Annotated in this window: 12 protein-coding genes; 11 read left to right on the top strand and 1 reads right to left on the bottom strand. The window is 52.4% G+C overall.

Translation table 11 applies throughout. The annotated features are described in order from the left end of the window. Nucleotides 1-94 precede the first annotated feature (94 nt). Nucleotides 95-1,660 (bottom strand): TerC family protein, encoded by a 1,566-nt coding sequence (locus tag LK04_RS06050; protein ID WP_039327789.1) that lies wholly within the window; start codon nt 1,658-1,660, stop codon nt 95-97. 790 nt (nt 1,661-2,450) lie between these two features. On the opposite strand from LK04_RS06050, the gene wbaP reads away from it, so the two are divergent. From wbaP to LK04_RS06105, 11 genes are all read left to right on the top strand, one after another. Beyond that, nucleotides 2,451-3,884, top strand: a complete 1,434-nt coding sequence (gene wbaP, locus LK04_RS06055; protein WP_039327791.1) for an undecaprenyl-phosphate galactose phosphotransferase WbaP — start codon at nt 2,451-2,453, stop codon at nt 3,882-3,884. 286 nt (nt 3,885-4,170) lie between these two features. Next, the gene (locus LK04_RS06060; RefSeq protein WP_102136004.1) at nt 4,171-5,301 is read left to right on the top strand and encodes a polysaccharide export protein; all 1,131 of its coding nucleotides are present in this window, start codon (nt 4,171-4,173) and stop codon (nt 5,299-5,301) included. A gap of 9 nt (nt 5,302-5,310) precedes the next feature. Beyond that, nucleotides 5,311-5,745, top strand: coding sequence for a protein-tyrosine-phosphatase (locus tag LK04_RS06065; protein WP_039327795.1), 435 nt, complete (start codon nt 5,311-5,313; stop codon nt 5,743-5,745). A gap of 12 nt (nt 5,746-5,757) precedes the next feature. Beyond that, nucleotides 5,758-7,935, top strand: a complete 2,178-nt coding sequence (gene wzc, locus LK04_RS06070) for a tyrosine-protein kinase Wzc (protein ID WP_039327797.1) — start codon at nt 5,758-5,760, stop codon at nt 7,933-7,935. Nucleotides 7,936-8,266: 331 nt separating this feature from the next. After that, nucleotides 8,267-9,184: a glycosyltransferase family 2 protein gene (locus LK04_RS06075; protein ID WP_039327799.1), complete on the top strand. Its 918-nt coding sequence runs from the start codon at nt 8,267-8,269 to the stop codon at nt 9,182-9,184. A gap of 73 nt (nt 9,185-9,257) precedes the next feature. Continuing rightward, nucleotides 9,258-10,010, top strand: a complete 753-nt coding sequence (locus LK04_RS06080) for a glycosyltransferase family 2 protein (RefSeq protein ID WP_039327801.1) — start codon at nt 9,258-9,260, stop codon at nt 10,008-10,010. Between the two features lie 153 nt (nt 10,011-10,163). After that, on the top strand, nt 10,164-11,198 hold the full coding sequence (locus tag LK04_RS06085; RefSeq protein ID WP_039327803.1) for a glycosyltransferase: 1,035 nt from the start codon (nt 10,164-10,166) through the stop codon (nt 11,196-11,198). 179 nt (nt 11,199-11,377) lie between these two features. Beyond that, the gene (locus LK04_RS06090) at nt 11,378-13,588 is read left to right on the top strand and encodes a phage tailspike protein (protein WP_039327805.1); all 2,211 of its coding nucleotides are present in this window, start codon (nt 11,378-11,380) and stop codon (nt 13,586-13,588) included. 281 nt (nt 13,589-13,869) lie between these two features. Then, the gene (gene wcaK, locus LK04_RS06095) at nt 13,870-15,132 is read left to right on the top strand and encodes a colanic acid biosynthesis pyruvyl transferase WcaK (RefSeq protein WP_039327807.1); all 1,263 of its coding nucleotides are present in this window, start codon (nt 13,870-13,872) and stop codon (nt 15,130-15,132) included. A 3-nt stretch (nt 15,133-15,135) separates the two neighbouring features. After that, nucleotides 15,136-16,359, top strand: a complete 1,224-nt coding sequence (locus LK04_RS06100) for a glycosyltransferase (RefSeq protein WP_039327809.1) — start codon at nt 15,136-15,138, stop codon at nt 16,357-16,359. Continuing rightward, the gene (locus tag LK04_RS06105) at nt 16,356-17,696 is read left to right on the top strand and encodes a lipopolysaccharide biosynthesis protein (RefSeq protein WP_039327812.1); all 1,341 of its coding nucleotides are present in this window, start codon (nt 16,356-16,358) and stop codon (nt 17,694-17,696) included. Before LK04_RS06100 ends, LK04_RS06105 begins: the two co-directional genes overlap by 4 nt. Nucleotides 17,697-17,813: the final 117 nt, after the last annotated feature.

Genomic DNA, 17,813 nt, shown 5'->3' on the forward strand with positions numbered 1-17,813 from the left:
TGGTGCGCATAAATGCGCACCCTACGAAATTGTGCACTACCGCGCGATAAATCGCGCCGCTACACAAATGATGCTCGTACCGTAGCGGCGCAATTTATTGCGCGGTATCTGGACCTGGCACAATCTCCACCTTCTGCACCCGATGATTTTCGACCTGCAACGTTCTTAACAAATAATCTCCCACCTGCAACTCTTCACCCTCTTCAGGCACATGCTGCAAACTGTCCATCAGGAAACCCGCCAGCGTATGGTAATTGCCTTTTTCATCCAGCGGCAGACGCACATAGGCGGCTAAATCCTCCAGCGGGATATGACCGTTAGCCACCCAACCTCCGTGCGGGAGCGGTTGAATGTCATAGCGTGCATCAATCTCTTCGCCTTCATTGGGCAGATTGCCCGCAATGGTCTCCATCAGATCGCTCAGCGTCACCACCCCTTCCACGGAACCGAACTCATCCACTACAAAGGCGAAGTGGGTTCTGGCGTGGCGGAACTGCTCCAGCGCCTGCAATAACGTCAATCGTTCAGGGAAAATCAGCGGCTGGCGTATCAGCGCGCGCAAATCCAGCTGGTTGCTGTGTAAAGACTGATGCAGCAGATCAATGACGTGCACCACGCCGAGTGGATCCTGCCCCCGTTCCGTCACCAGAATGCGCGTATGCTGATTGCTGTCCAGCTTCGCCATGATGGCCGCAGGATCTTCACTCAGGTCGATATGCTCAATATCGTGGCGCGATGTCATGATGCTGCTGATATGGCGTTGGCCTAATCCCAATACGCGCGCAATCATGCGGCGTTCCTGGCGATTAAATAGCTCGCCTTCTTGGTGATCGCTCAGTAATGAGGCGGTGTCGGCATCCAGTTCAGCCCGTTGCGCTTCGCCACGCAGAATACGCAGCACCGCTTCAGAAGTGCGCTGACGCAGCGGGCGCCCGGCGGTGAGAAAGCGGCGACGATTAAACAGCGCCAGCTGATTAAACATCTCAATCAGAATCGAGAAGCCAATGGCCGCATACAGATAGCCCTTAGGAATAATAAAGCCTAATCCTTCGGCCACCAGGCTGAAGCCAATCATCAACAGGAAGCTAAGGCAGAGGATCACAATGGTAGGGTGGTTGTTGACAAAGCGCGTCAGCGGCTTGCTGGCCAGCAGCATCAGCAAGATCGCCACCGTCACCGCCGCCATCATCACTGGCAGCTCATTTACCATGCCCACGGCGGTAATCACCGCATCCAGCGAGAAGATGGCATCCAGCACCACAATTTGCGCTATCACTGGCCAGAATTTAGCACCGTTCTTACTTTGACCATTCTCCTCATCACCGCCTTCCAGGCGACTGTTGAGTTCGGTGGTGGCTTTATAAAGAAGAAACAGACCACCGGAGAGCAGCAGGAGATCGCGTGCGCTGAAATTATGTTGCCACAGGGAAAACAGCGGTTGGGTGAGTGTCACCAGCCACGAAAGGGAGGCCAGCAGCACCAGCCGCAGCAGTAACGCCAGCAGCAGGCCGACCACTCGGGCGCGGTCGCGCAGTGTCGGCGGTAATTTTTCCACCAAAATAGCAATGAAAACCAGGTTATCAATACCCAACACCAGCTCAAGAACGATTAGCGTCACTAATCCTGCCCAGAGCGAAGGATCAAGGATCCACTCCATCATGCTTTCATCACCTGAATGTCTGAAAATGCGTTTTGTCTGATGATAGTAAATCGACCCACAAGGTACAAACAGGCATTAACGCCCGCACCATCGGGTTGACTTGAGGATTAGGCATAATCTTAGTCGTCACAATTCACCGATAAGATGAAAGTATGGATAAACATCTCAGCAAGGTGATTGTCACTATTAATTGCGACTCACGCATCCAGGCGTACGTTTTTAATGCGAAGCGCTCTGAAGCTGAGTATCGAATTAATCTGAATTTTATGCAGGAAAGGGCTGAAAGGGATGGCATCAATACTTATGGCTGGTAGTCTTTTTCCTAAAATAGTGCAGGGAACACGGGGCCTACTTGTAAACAAGCCAGTAATAACTAGTATAGCAACGTGTTAGTAAATGTCTGCGCCGATGTTGTTAATAGCGCGCTGTTTAGCTTCTTAATGTTGTGAATTGTGATCGTGCACAGGATAAGCCTGTTTCCGGCTAAGAATAATCTGACTGCGTGCGATGAAAATAGATGTCTTGGTAGCGGTATTGGCAGCGACAGCCAAGGGCGGTAGCGTTCCCGAAGTGCTTTTCTTTGTTCAGAATATGTCTGGGGTTGTGGCAAGGGAAGTCAGACTAATCTGTTGGTATTTATTACAATTCTTTGGCTTTACTAAATAGAGAATTGGCGTAATACCGGAGAGTTCGCCGCAGATTGCCTCACTGATTGCAGTAGATATATCGCTCATTTATTACACAGGGCAGAGGCGTTAGGGATTAAGGAAATAAAATAAAAGAGTTAAATATGCGCGATAAAGAAATTACATATAAAAGTCTCCTCACAAAAATTTTACTGGCGTGCTCGGATTTAATTTGTTTCAACGCGGCATTGTTTATTGCACTGGCGTTGATTAATTCGTTCACTAACTCTCCACTGGCAGATATTTCTGAAAAATACCTGAATTTAAAAATTGCCACCCACGTCTGTCTTTCGGTTATTTGTACCGGCTGGTTCTGGGTCCGCCTGCGTCATTATACCTATCGCAAGCCGTTCTGGTTCGAGTTGAAAGAGATCTTTCGTACCATTCTTATTTTCTCTGTCATCGATTTGTCAATTTCGGCGTTATCGCAATGGCAGATGTCACGCTTTGTTTGGGTTATTACCTGGATTCTGGCGTTGATTTTGATTCCGATTGCCCGTGCTATTTCAAAACGCGTGCTTAACCACTTTGGCATGTGGAAAAAACAAACCATCATCATCGGCAGCAGCCGTAATGCCCAGGAAGCCTGGCAGGCACTGCAAAGTGAAGAGGTGATGGGTTTTGATGTGATTGCCTTTTTCGACGTTGACGGCAGCTGCCCGCAGGCCAGCATCTCCGGTGTGCCGGTACTGCATAACGAGCAAGAGCTATGGCAGCTGACCCACAGTGAGACGCAGTTCATTGTGGCAGTGGAGTTTGAACAGAGTCAGCACCGTGACAACTGGCTGAAAATGCTGGCCATGCATAACTGCCGCTCCGTCTCTGTGATTCCAACATTACGCGGCGTACCGCTGTACGGTACCGATATGGCTTACATCTTTAGTCATGAAGTGATGATTCTGCGCGTGAATAACAATCTGGCGAAACGCACGTCGCGCTTCCTGAAACGGGCTTTCGACATTGTAGGTGCACTCGGCATCATCATTGCGCTGTCGCCGGCGCTGCTGGTTCTCGGTTTTATGGTCGGACGCGATGGCGGCCCACCGATTTACGGTCATGAACGTGTTGGTCTGAACGGTCGCAAGTTCAAATGCCTTAAATTCCGCTCGATGGTCATCAACTCGAAAGAGGTGTTGGAAGAAGTACTTCGTACCGACCCGGTCGCACGTGCGGAGTGGGATAAAGATTTCAAACTGAAAAACGACCCGCGTATTACCAAAGTTGGCCACTTCATCCGTAAAACCAGTCTGGATGAGCTGCCGCAGCTGTGGAATGTGGTGCGTGGCGACATGAGCCTGGTGGGCCCACGTCCCGTGATTGAAGACGAACTCTGTCGTTATGCCGGTGATGTTGATTATTACCTGATGGCGAAACCAGGCATGACGGGATTGTGGCAGGTCAGTGGTCGTAACGACGTTGACTATGAAACGCGCGTCTATTTCGATTCGTGGTATGTCAAAAACTGGTCGCTGTGGAATGACATTGCGATTCTGTTTAAGACCGTGGGTGTCGTATTAAAACGCGACGGCGCTTATTGATAGAACGTAGGGCAGGGGACGAAATCATTATCCCCGTCTGAAATGCCGGTGTTGGGAGTGCCCATTATCCAACCTGAATAGAGTGTGGTGTTTCAGTTGTCTGGAGATTCACCCACTTTAATTGATGTCGTCCTAAGGCACGGTGACAACATAAAACCAAGGGAGCAAATGATAATGACCCACAGTTTCAGTGTTTAACCCGTCAGGTTTTATTTTTTATAAGACGCTACACAGCGGCGTTTTCGCCTCTATCAATCATTAACTGATAGCGAAGAATCAGATGATAATGAAAATTAAATTGATACCTTTACTGGTATCCGCAACTTTTCTCGCCGGGTGCACCATTGAACCAGGTTCGCACCTTTCCACTAGCGGAAAAGATGTCATTGAGCAACAGGATAGCAACTTTGACATCGACAAATACGTAAACGTCTTCCCAATGACGCCGCGTCTGGTTGAACAGATGCGTGCTAAGCCGCTGGTCGCGCAAGCCAACCCAGCGTTGCAGACCGAAATTCAGAGCTACGAATATCGCGTAGGTATCGGCGACGTGCTGAACGTCACCGTGTGGGATCACCCTGAGTTGACCACGCCTGCCGGTCAGTATCGTAGCGCCAGTGACACCGGTAACTGGGTACAGGCCGATGGCACTATTTTCTACCCGTACATTGGTAAAGTGCGCGTCGCAGGACGCACCGTCACCGAAATCCGTGCTGAGATTGCGCGCCGTCTTGCGCAGTTCATTGAAAGCCCGCAGGTTGACGTCAATGTGGCGGCATTCCGCTCACAGAAAACCTACGTGACCGGTTCGGTGACCACGTCGGGTCAGCAGGCAATCACCAACGTACCGCTGACGGTACTGGATGCCGTCAACGCCGCCGGTGGTTTAGCCGCCGACGCTGACTGGCGTAATGTGGTGCTGACACATCAAGGTAAAGAACAACGCATTTCACTGCAGGCGCTGATGCAAAACGGCGACCTGAGTCAGAACCATCTGCTCTATCCGGGCGATATTCTCTACGTGCCACGTAACGATGATCTGAAAGTCTTCGTGATGGGCGAAGTGAAACAGCAGGCCACGCTGAAAATGGACCGCAGCGGCATGACGCTGGCCGAAGCGCTGGGTAATGCGCAGGGTATGGATCAAACCACCTCTGACGCCACTGGCGTATTCGTTATTCGTCCAATTCGTGGTGCTAACCGCACCAAGATCGCCAACATCTATCAGCTGAACACGAAAGATGCGGCATCCATGGTGATGGGCACCGAATTCCAACTGGAGCCGTACGACATCGTCTACGTCACCGCCACACCAATTACCCGTTGGAACCGCGTGATTTCTGGGCTGTTGCCAACCATCGTCGGTATCGATGATGCAAGCTCCGCCGCACTGCGTTTCCGTACCTGGGGTAACTAAGGTTTCAGCATGATTAAGTCCGTGTTAGTTGTTTGCGTGGGCAATATTTGCCGCTCCCCCACCGGGGAGCGTCTGTTTCAACGCGCGCTGCCTAAAACCCGGGTGGCTTCTGCAGGGCTTGGCGCTCTGAAGGGCTATCCGGCGGACCAGACTGCCAGCGATGTCGCCGCTCAACACGGCGTGTCGCTGGAAGGTCATCAGGCTCAGCAGTTAACGGCCAGCATGTGCCGTGACTATGACCTGATTCTGGTGATGGAGAAGCGCCACGTTGAGCAGGTGAATCGCATTGATCCAGCTGCACGCGGAAAAACCATGCTGCTTGGGCATTGGCTCAACCAACAGGAAATTGCGGATCCGTACAAAAAAAGTCGCGAGGCCTTTGAAGAGGTCTACGGGTTACTGGAAAACGCTACCCAGAAATGGGTCAACGTACTAAGCCGATAGTTGGGAATATCCATGAATATCAAAAACAAGGTTATGACCGCGCCAAAAGAAGATTCGAATGGATGGGATCTGGCGCATCTTGTGGGACAGCTGATTGATCATCGCTGGATCATTGTTGCGGTTACTGCCTTCTTTATGCTGGCGGGAACGCTCTACACACTGTTCGCCACCCCGATCTACAGTGCCGATGCCATGGTGCAGGTTGAGCAGAAGAACACCGCTTCTGTTCTGAACGAACTGCAAGACGTATTGCCGACCACGCCGGCATCCGATACTGAAATTCAGATCGTTGAATCGCGTATGGTGTTGGGTAAGACGGTTGACGACCTCGGTTTAGATACTGTGGTGCAGCAGAACTACTTCCCGGTGATTGGTAAAGGTCTGTCGCGCCTGATGGGCAACAAACCGGCGCAAATCGCTATCTCGCGTCTGGAAATTCCTAAGTCTATCGACAAGCGCACCGTGCAACTCGAAGTCACCGGTCCACAGACCTACACTGTGACCAATGATGGCGATGAGCTGTTCAAAGGACGTGTCGGTCAGCTGGAGCAGCACGGCGATGTGACCATGCTGGTCAGCGGTATTCAGGCGGATGAAGGCACCAGCTTCAACGTCACGAAACTCAGCGACCTGCAGGCGATTAAAAACGTGCTGGGCGCGCTGACCGTCGCGGATAAAGGCAAAACCACCGGTGTACTGGGTCTTGAGTTCGTGGATGAAGATCCCGATCAAGCCAGCCGCGTGCTGAATCAGATTGTGAACAACTACCTGCTGCAGAACGTTGAGCGCAAATCTGAACAGGCTGAAAAGAGCCTCGACTTCTTACGTAACCAGTTGCCGCAAGTACGTGCCAACCTTGACGACGCTGAGAACAAGTTGAACGCTTATCGCCGCCAGAACGAATCGGTTGATATGTCGCTGGAAGCGAAGTCAGCGCTGGATTCCTCCGTGAGCGTACAGAGCCAGTTGAACGAACTGACGTTCAAAGAAGCTGAGGTGTCACAGCTCTATACCAAAGATCACCCGACTTACCGTGCGCTGCTGGAAAAACGTAAAACGCTGGAAGATGAGCAGGCAAAACTGAACAAGAAAATTGCCGGTATGCCGCAAACCCAGCAAGAGATTCTGCGTCTGACGCGTGATGTGCAGTCAGGTCAAGAAATCTACATGCAGTTGCTGAACCGTCAGCAAGAGTTGGGTATCAGCAAAGCCAGTACCGTGGGTGATGTGCGTATCATCGACCGTGCCGAAACCGCTGGCAGCCCGGTAGCACCGAAAAAACCACTGATCATTATCGCCAGCTTTATTCTGGGTCTGATGCTGTCCGTTGGCCTGGTGTTGCTGAAAGCGCTGTTCCATCACGGCATTGAAAACCCAGAGCAGCTGGAAGAGCTGGGCATGAACGTCTATGCCAGCGTGCCGCTGTCTGAATGGCAACGTAAGAAAGACACGGAAGCGTTGGCGCGTCGTGGTCATAAAGAGAAGAGTGATCCGCACAACACGCTGTTGGCGCTGGGTAATCCGACTGACCTCTCCATCGAAGCGATTCGTAGCCTGCGCACCAGCCTGCACTTCGCGATGATGGAAGCGAAAAACAACATTCTGATGATCACCGGTGCAAGTCCGGGTATTGGTAAAACCTTTATCTGTGCCAACCTCGCCACGCTGGTGTCGAAAGCCGGTCAACGCGTGCTGTTCATCGATGGTGATATGCGTCGCGGCTATACCCATGAACTGCTGGGTTCGGATAACAAATTGGGTCTCTCCAATGTGCTGTCCGGCAAGAGCGAGTTCTCACCGAGCATGATTCAGAAGGGCGTTTACGGGTTTGACTTCCTGCCTCGTGGCCAGGTGCCACCGAACCCGTCTGAGCTGCTGATGCATCGCCGCATGAGTGAGTTGCTGGATTGGGCAAGCAAGAATTATGACCTGGTGTTGATTGATACCCCACCAATTCTGGCGGTCACCGATGCCTCTATCATCGGTAAGCTGGCCGGTACGTCGTTGATGGTGGCGCGTTTCGAAACCAACACCACCAAAGAACTGGATGTCAGCTACAAGCGCTTCGCGCAGAACGGCATCGAGATTAAAGGCGTCATCCTTAACGCCGTGGTTCGTAAAGCGTCAAATGCCTACGGTTATGGCTATGACTACTACAACTACGAATACGGTAAAGAAACAAAGAGCTAAATACTGGGGCGGATTTTCCGCCCCTTTTTCTTCCTCGTCATAATTTGAGCCACAGCGGCGTTGGCTACGCCAGCAAACCCCGGTCACTTACTGATGTAAGCTCCCGGTGCTTTGCTGACTTGCCGCCTTGCTGTGACTCGAATGATTTAGGGGAAGGTTTTTGTCAAAAATACACACAGCACAAACTTCGATAGGAACTTCCGTGATGGAACGCAACAGCATATTGGTTAAGAGAAATAACGGTATGATTTTTCAGAACAAAGCCGATTCCTTTCTGATAGCTGCTCGCGTTACCGTTAAATCTGGAACAGCTGTTTAAGAGGTGCTGGCAATGCAGGACATCCGCTTCTCAATTGTCATTCCCGCGTATAACGCGTCGGAGTCAATTGTCACAACGTTAGATTGTGTCAAAGCGCAAACTTACCGCAATTTTGAGGTCATCATCGTTGATGACAAATCCGCTGATGCGGCCGAACTGGCGCAGGTGGTGCAGAGTGAGCGTTATCAGGGCTTGGATATCAAGCTTGAACTCTCTCAGGTCAAACTCAACGGTGCTGGTGCCCGCAACAAAGGTATCGAACTGGCAGAAGGAGATTTTATTAGCTTCCTCGATGCCGATGACGAATGGCGTGAAGACAAACTGCAGGTGGCGTATGACACCATCACCAAACTTGAGGCGCAGGGCAAATCCCATTACCTGATCTTCAGCCAGGTGAACATTCACCAGGATGGCCATTTCCTGAAGGTGATGCCGATGCAGCCGCCAGGAAAAGACGAAACCGTGGCGGAGTACCTTTTTGGTTGCTATGGCTTTATCCAGACCAGCACCATCGTATTGAAACGCGAAGATGCCGAGAAAATCCGTTTTGATGCGCGCTATATTCGCCATCAGGATTATGACTTCTGCATCCGTGCCGATCGCATGGGTTATGACTTTGTGATGATTGACCAGCCGCTGACCACCTACCATCTGGTGACCAAATTTGGTTCCAAACACAAGGGTGAGTCGGTGAAGTACTCCTTCTTCTGGCTGGATACCATGAAACCGCATCTGACCGCGCGTGATATCCATACCTACAAAGCTTTCAAGCTGCCGCTGCGCTACAAGATGGATGGCAATTCACTGCTGGCGAGCCTCAGTTTTGCACGCTATTTCTTCCTGACCAACCGGGACAACCGCGCTTACTTTATGAATCGCTTGCTCGACAAAGTGAAATCGCGCTTCTCGGGTGGACGCGCCGTTTCCTGATTCATTTTTAACGACTTTCACTTGCTCCCGCATCGGGGGCAATTTTTTGGTTCCTGACACTCCGGGTATTCAAATGACAAATCATGTTGGCACCGTCGGTATCGTGATGCCGATGTATAACGCGCGTAAAACGGTATTGCGCGCGGTTGAGTCGATCGTCAAGCAGACTTACAGCGACTGGCATCTCTACCTGGTGAACGATCAGTCCACTGATGATTCTTTAGCGTTTGTGCGTGAACACTGCACCGACGCGCGCATTACCATTCTTAACAACGAAGTGAACCTCGGCGCAGCGGAAACCCGCAATGTCGGTTTGCGTGCGGCAAAAGAGGAGATCATTGCGTTCCTCGACAGCGACGACGAATGGCATGCGGATAAACTGGCGGAACAGACTGCCGCTATCGCCGCTGGCGATGATTTTGTTATCACCCATTATCATTACAAAACCAAAACCGCCGACCACGACATCCTCTACAGCAAACCCTATCTGCAGCAGGAAAACTTCGTGAAGAAGCAATATCGCGTGTGCTTCTCTTCCGTGTGTTTCCGCCGTCCCCCGCAGGGCATCTTCTTCCAGCGCAAAGGGCATGAAGACTTCCTGTTCCTCTACGAGTTATTCCTCCGCTACAAACAAGCTCGGGTGATCCAGAAGACGCTGGTCAACTATTACGAGCTGGGCGACTCACTGTCTCGCAACAAGAATAAAGCGGCGAAATGGCACCTCGAATTATTAAGAATTATCTATAAAAACAATCCGTTAAAAATCTATTACTATTACGGCTGGTATATGGTGAATGGGGTCCTTTTCACCCTTAAACATCGCTAAGACCCGGCGTCCTTCGCGTTGTAGCTGCGTTGGCTGCGCACGTCCATCCCGGTCACTTACCTGAGTAAGCTCCCGGGAATGAACGCACTTGCCGCCTTGCTACAACGCAAATGTCTTGGGTCTGGAATTGGGAATTTTGAGGTGGGAAGGTCCATGAAAAAGATAGTTTTAGTTATCAAAGATGCCTACTCGTACGCGGGTACTGAGAACATCTGCAACTTCATGTCGGAGTGCCTCGGTGAGCAGCACGCCGTCACCATTTATTCGCTGGAAGGGCATGGCAAAACCTTTTACCCGTTCGATCGTGTGAAACAGATTGTCAGCTTTGAAGGCCACAGCAACCCGATTAAAAGCGCCGTGGCGGCTATCCATCAGGAAGGCTTCGACAGCGTATTCCTGATCAGTATGGGCCGCCTGAGCGTGATGTTCGCCTTCTGGAACCTGATGGCGATGAAGAAAAAACGCTTTAAGGCCTATGCCTGCGAACACATCGCCATTAACTCCTTCAGCAAGCCAATCAAGCTGCTGAAATGGATGTTGCTGCGCTATTACGACCAGGTGATTGTGCTGACAGACAAAGATCACCAGGTGTTCAGCCGCTGGAATATCGCCAGCCAGCAAATCCCGAATCCGGTGGTGTACAAAGCGTTTCAGCGCCAGACGCGCAGCCGTCAGGCTTTAGCGGTGGGGCGACTGGATAACCAGAAAGGTTTCGATCTGCTGCTGGATATCTGGGCCGACTTCAGCAAAACCCATCCTGAGTGGAAGCTGGTGATTGCCGGGGACGGCGAGCTGCGCCAACAGCTGCATGACCAGGCTGCTGCGCTGGGCATCACTGACAGCGTTAATTTCGTCGGCAAAGTCAGCAATATCAATGATTACTACCGCGATAGCGATATGGCGCTGATGACCTCGCGCTATGAAGGTCTGCCGCTGGTGCTGCTGGAAGCGAAATCCTGGTCGCTGCCGGTGGTGGCATACGACTGCCCAACCGGGCCGCAGGAGATCATCAATCACGGTGAAGATGGTTTCCTGGTGCCGATGAATGACAAATCGACGTTCCTTGCGCGGATGGGCCAACTCGCCAGCGATGATGGCCTGTTCTACGCGATGAGCGAAAAAACCAAAGAAACTGCGCTGAAGTTTGACGGTAATCAGATCAAACAAAGCTGGCTTGCATTGGTTTAGCCAAAATAATTCATGCCGCAGGAAGGCGGCAAGTGCTTGAGTCGCCGTGAGCTTACACCAGTAAGTGACCGGGGCGAAGGCAAGCAGCCAACGCCTCTGTGGCGTGAAGTATGACGGCTAAATGCCTCCGGGATCACACTTATGGCCTCATGGCCCAATATGACCACGGGATAGAAAGCATGAAAAGAAGAGAAGTCTTGCAGACTGCAGCCTCCTCCATTGTTGCCGCGCTCTCAGTGAGTGCATTTTCCAGCTACGCCGCAAAAAGTGGTCAACCTGCGTTGAAGGCTGTCGATCCGTCCAGCGTACCGCAGGGCGATGTCCCGATTCTGACGCCGGAAAATGTCTACACTATGCCGCCTCAGTTCTGGCAGAACTTTGAGGGCAAACTGTGGATCGGTAAAGCGGGTAGCGATGCCAGCCAATCCGGCAACCAGATCCCGGTATTCCTGCGCGACGCCAACGGCAAAGTGTCACAGATTAGTCAGCCAATTGCGCTGAATAAAGGCAACTTTGCGCAGTTTATTCACGATAATGCTGCATTAATTGCCGATCCTGCTCACTCGATGGTGGTGGAGGATAATCAGGGCAACACGCTGTTTTCGATTACCGATGTATCGCGCCCCAATCAGAGCAACTTCAGCCAGCGTCTGGCACAGCCTAATGGCTACCAGCTGATTGGCGAAATTCCTTCAGTGGATGAGCTGCGCAAAACCCGTCCGCTGTTTGCTGGCGCCAAAATTAAGCTGAAAAGCTGGCACGAAGGGCTGGAAGTCGGCGGCGGCGAGTTTGTTGGTGCCTTCGGTGAGGGCAAAGATGATGGCGGCGTAATCTTCGCTGGCAACGGTTTCTACTGGCGCCGGGTGGTGGAAGATTTCAACCGCCTGACGCTGTTTGATTTCGGTGCCATCGCCGACGGTAAAACCGACTCGGCACCGGCGATCAAAGCCATGTATCAGTGGTCACATGATGCCGATCAACCGATCTGCGTGCAGTTCCCGGCCGGGACCTTCTTTGTTTCAGGCTGCGATTTCGGCAATGAGCAGCTGCGCTTCTTCCGTATTTCGGGCGCGATGGTCAACTTCGGCTACTTCCCGGCGACCACACTGGTATCAGATGGTCGCTCCGAGTTTCTGTTCTCGGTGAACGCGCGCTGGACTGAAATCTCCAACCTCAATTTCAACGGTAACAACGACTCGCGTCCGAATAAGCAGGGGTTGTTCCACAATACCTGTCCGGGCGGTCAGTTCTTCCGTGGTGCCTGCCTGCGCTTCAACCGCGTGGGCGGCGTGTGTCTGAGTCTGATGGACACGCTGGATTGCAAAATTGACCAGTGGTATGCGGAAACCTGTACGGGCGATGTGATTAAAGCGACCTGGTCCGGACAGAAAGTGGGCGTGTGGGATCACAGCACCGCGATTGAACTCTCTAACTTCAATGCGCAGCACTGCTCCGGCGGCAAAGTGCTCAATCTGCCACGTTGCGGTCAGTCGATTATTCATAACGGCTGGATTGAGCACACTGAACATCCCGGCGACATCTCTGACGGTCAGTGGATTATTGATGCACTGAGTCTGGAAGATTGTAAAAACCCGCTGATTGCGCACAACTCGCGCCTCAATATGCGTCAAACCAATTTGCAGTCTGGCAGCTGGATCGACAACTCACTGCAGGGCAAACCCTGGTTAAGCATGTGGGAGATGGGCTCGACACGCGTCGAGTCTTACGGCGTCGCCATCGATGGCAGCCTGAAATACAACTACATCACCTCGCGTTTCCGCCTGAGTAATAACACCAATCAAGAGACGTGGTTTGAGTTAGGTAACTTCTACTCGCCGACGGTGGGTGACAGCTGGGAAATCGAGGTATTTGGTCAGTCGCAGTTTAACAACGGCACCACCAATCAACCGCTGATGGATCCGATTGACGGTAAAACCACCGGTGGGCGTGCGGTTATTCATCTGCAACGTAAAACCAAAAATGCCGAGGCGACCTGGTCGGCAGAAGGTAGCTCACCGGTACTGGAAGTGCGCTTTGATCCGCGTAGCGAGGCCGACACCCGCGTGTTCGTCAAGCTGGCGGGCTGGATGCCAACCGCGGTGGTGCTGATTAAGAGCACGGCCAAAGACCGCTTTATGACCGGCCGCTGCGCGCGCGTTGACGCCAAAATGGACAAAGGCAATCCGAGCAGTGGCAGCCAACAGGCAGCACAGCGCTTCAGCCTGCATAACGGCAAAGCGGGGATTGGCGGCAACGAGCAGGGCGACCTGTTGCTGGCATCTCGTGCGTTGAAGCCGGAGCAGGTGGATACGCGTGAGCCGAAAGGGTTTGTTTCGGTGGTGATTAACGGCGAGCAGGTCGCTCTGCCGTATTTTGCGCTGAAGTCTTAGTTTTAATGGCGCGATTTATCGCGCCATGGTTATCAGTAACGTGCTTTACGGTCGCCATAAATGGCAACCCTACGAGGATCGTACGCGGTTTTCGTAGGGGGGCATTCATGATGACAACCCTACGAGGATCGCACGCGTTTTTCGTAGGGTGCGCATTAATGCGCACCGCTGGATTTATTTAGGGCATTGTTCCCATTGCAGTTTTTTAATACAGAGTTCACTTTGCCAGTTCAGGAAATGGCGCGGCTTGCACAATTAAAAAAATTTTATCTGGAGTTTTTATGAAGATTTTATTGGTGGGAAACCATACCTGTGGAAATCGTGGGGATGGCGCGATTTTACGTGGATTGATTGATTCACTGCATTCCGCGCGTAAGGACCTCGATATCGATGTCATCAGTCGTTATCCAACAAGCTCCGGATACTTACTGCAGCAGGATATCCAGCAAGATTCCCTGTTCCTGCACAACAGCAAATCAGCCAAAGGGCTGGTGGGTACGGTAAAACGCAAAGTCGCGAACCGCTTAATGCCCGACATTATGATGGCGCACTTAGGCAAGGGCGGCTTGTACAAATCGTTTTCGGTGCCACCGCACCTGGAAGCATTCACCAAAAGTCTGGCGCAATATGACGCGATCATTCAGGTTGGAGGTTCGTTCTTCGTCGATCTGTACGGCGTGACGCAATTCGACCACGCGCTCTGTGCGCTGATGGCGAAAAAGCCGCTGTATATGATTGGCCACTCGGTGGGGCCGTTTGAAAATCCACGCGTGAACGCGCTGGCGAACTTCGTGTTTGACCGCGTTGACAGCCTGGTGCTGCGCGAGGAAGTCAGTTTCGACCGTCTGAAACAGGATGGCGTCACCACACGTCGTGTGAAGAAGGGCGTGGACACCGCCTTCCTGGTGGAAGCGCGTCAAGTGGAGAACCCAAGCCACAACTTGCTGCACTGGCAAAATATCATCCGCTCACGCAAAACCATTGCTATCACCGTGCGCGAACTGGCGCCGTTTGACAAACGCTTGGGCGTGACGCAGAAAGAGTATGAAGCCGCATTTGGTCGAGTGATTAACGCGATGATTGCCGAGGGATATCAGGTCGTGGCGTTCTCAACCTGTACTGGCATCGATAGCTACGCGAAAGACGACCGTATGGTGGCGTTAACCCTGCGCGATCACGTCGACCATCCAGAGCATTACCATGTCATCATGGACGAGTTCAACGACCTTGAAATCGGCATCCTGCTCGCTGATTGTCACCTGACTATCGGCACCCGCCTGCACTCCGCCATCATTTCCATGAACTTCGGTACTCCGGCTGTGGCCATCAACTATGAGCACAAGTCGCTCGGTGTGATGAACCAACTCGGCCTGCCACAAATGGCGACCGACGTACAAAGCCTGATGGACGGTTCACTGATCGACAAAGTGCAGACCGTGCTGGCGGACTACGACAATGTGAAGCGCAAAGTGGACACCGCGGTGGCGCAGGAGCGTGAAATGGGTAACCGCATTACGGCAGAAATTCTCAACGTGCTGGGGTAAGTGATGAAGCTGACCTTTTTCACCATGCGTTTTCCGGTTGCCTCTGAGACGTTTGTCCTCAATCAGGTGACGCATTTCATCGATGCAGGCTACGACGTGGAGATTATCTCCGTGTTTCCCGGCGATATGATCAATCGTCACGCCGCGTTCGATGATTACAATCTGGCAGCGAAAACCCACTATTTACTGCCGGAAGAGAAAGTCTCGAATCTGGATAAGCTGACGCAGCGTATTGGTCTGATGCTGCCGAAAATCGCCAAACCGTCGCTGATCAAATCGCTCAACGTCGGACGTTACGGGGCGCAAGCGAAAAAGCTGCTGCTGCCGGCCATTGTGGCCAACGCGAAGCAAACCTTCACTGCGGATGTTTTTCTGGTGCACTTTGGCTATGCCGGTGCGCTGGCGAATAAATTGCGTGAACTTGGCGTGTTGAAAGGCAAGCAGGCCACGGTGTTCCACGGCGCGGATATCTCGCGCCGTCACATTCTCGAAGAGCACAAGCTCGATTACGTCAACCTGTTCAAGCAGAGTGAACTAATGCTGCCTATCAGCCATTTGTGGGAGAACAAGCTGATCGAGATGGGCTGTCCGCGCGAGAAAGTACATGTCACCCGCATGGGCATCGAGCCGGAGAAATTTAACTTCAAACCGCGCGAGGCCTTCCACCAGCCGCTGCGCATCGTCTCGGTGGCACGTCTGACCGAGAAGAAAGGGCTGGATGTGGCCGTGAAAGCCAGTGAAATCCTGCGCAACAATGGTGGACAGTTCCAGTTCACCATCATCGGTAACGGTGAGCAGGACGGCATGATGCGCGAACACATCGCCCGTGCGGGGCTGGAAGCGTTTGTCACTATGCCGGGCTTTAAACCCCAGGAAGAGATCCGTCAGGCGCTGAATGAAGCGGATATCTTCTTGCTGCCGTCAAAAACCGCTGCGGATGGCGACATGGAAGGTATTCCGGTGGCGTTGATGGAGGCGATGGCGGTGGGCTTGCCGGTGGTCTCCACCTATCACAGTGGTATTCCAGAGCTGATTCAGAACAACGTGAGTGGCTGGTTGGTTTCCGAAAACAACGCCGAGGAACTGGCAGAAACGTTACTGCGTTTATCCCGTGGTGATGTGGATGTGGCACCTGTGGTCGCCGCTGCGCGTCACAAAGTGGAAACTGAGTTCAATCAGCATATCGCCTACGGCGAGCTGGCAAAAATTCTGGAGCAAATGGTGTGAGCGGATTAAAAAAACAGGCCGTTTGGCTGTTTGGTAGTACCTGCTTTGCAGCCCTGTTGCAGGTTCTCCAGCTTAGCGTGCTGGCGCGCAAGCTGGAAGCGCATGAGTTAGGTTTACTGGCGATCATCAACGCCATTCTGGCGGTGGCAACGGTGTTGCAGGATATGGGGATGAGCAGCTACATCGTGCATCGTCAGGACATCAACCGTCGCCAGCAGAGCACCATCTATTGGGTCAACGTCTCACTCAGCTTGTGCACCGGTTTGATTATGCTGGCGATTGCTTTTCCAGTGGCGTGGTTCTATCACCTGCCAGAGCTGACCGGGTTGATTATGCTCACCAGCCTCAACTTCCTGGTGCTGGGGCATTTGTCGCAGTATCAGGCTCATTATGTGAAAGCCAAACGCATGGTGACACTGGCGAAGATTGAGATGGCGACCAAGCTGTTCGCGTTCCTCTGCACCGTGGCGATGCTCTATTTCACCTCGCTGACCGTTGCTGCCGCGATCCTTGGGCTGTTTATCAATGCCTTTACCCGCATCCTGTGCATGATCTACTTCGGCGAGAAATCGTGGCGTCCGACGTGGGAATTTGAAGGCAAAACCTTCTTTAGCGCAGTGCGTTACGGTATTTATCAGCTTGGATCGCAGACCATTAACCAACTGCGTACTCAAGCGGATGCATTGATTGTCGGTAAAGTGATGGGTGCAGAGATGCTGGGTATCTACTCACTGGCAAAAGAGCTAATTCTGCAGCCGCTGAAGCTGGTCTCCCCGGTGATTAACCGCCTGGCGCTGCCGCGTTTCGCTGAGAAACAGCACGATCCTGAGCAGTTGAAGAAGCTGTTCCTGAAGGGCACCTTCGTCATTATGCTGTTCAGTAGCCTGATGTATCTGGCGATTGGCATTCTGTCGCCGGTGATTGTGCGTGTGCTGTATGGCGCATCGCATGAACAGGTTTACCATCTGATTCCGCTGATGCTGCTGTTTGGCATGCTGCGTCCGATGGGCGGCTTGACTGGCGCGATCTCGCAGGCCAACGGAAAGACCAACGTCGAGTTCTACTGGAATATCGTCGCGAGTCTGGTGGTGGTAGTGGTATTGGCAACCACTTACATCTGGCCGAATGTGCTCTACGTGGCGTTGACACTCTCCATTTCGCAGGTGTTGATCTCCGCCTTTGCGCATCCGTTCTTCATCAAACCGGTTATTGGCATTCGCTTTGTACCCTATGCACGCCAGTGGGTGTCGGTGTCGGTGGTGTTTGTCGGCCTGATGCTGCTGGTGAATCACTTCAATCTGTTTGTGATGCCGGAGTGGTTTGAAGGCTGGCTGTAATCCACGATAAATGGCACCGCTACGATGGGTGGTGGTCTGTGTGACTTGGCGCGCCCAATGGTGACAATGGGCAGCGCACACGACTAAACCATTGCGCCAATCCGTAGCGGCGCCATT

Source organism: Pantoea vagans, from assembly GCF_001506165.1.
GTDB classification, from domain to species: Bacteria; Pseudomonadota; Gammaproteobacteria; order Enterobacterales; family Enterobacteriaceae; genus Pantoea; species Pantoea vagans_C.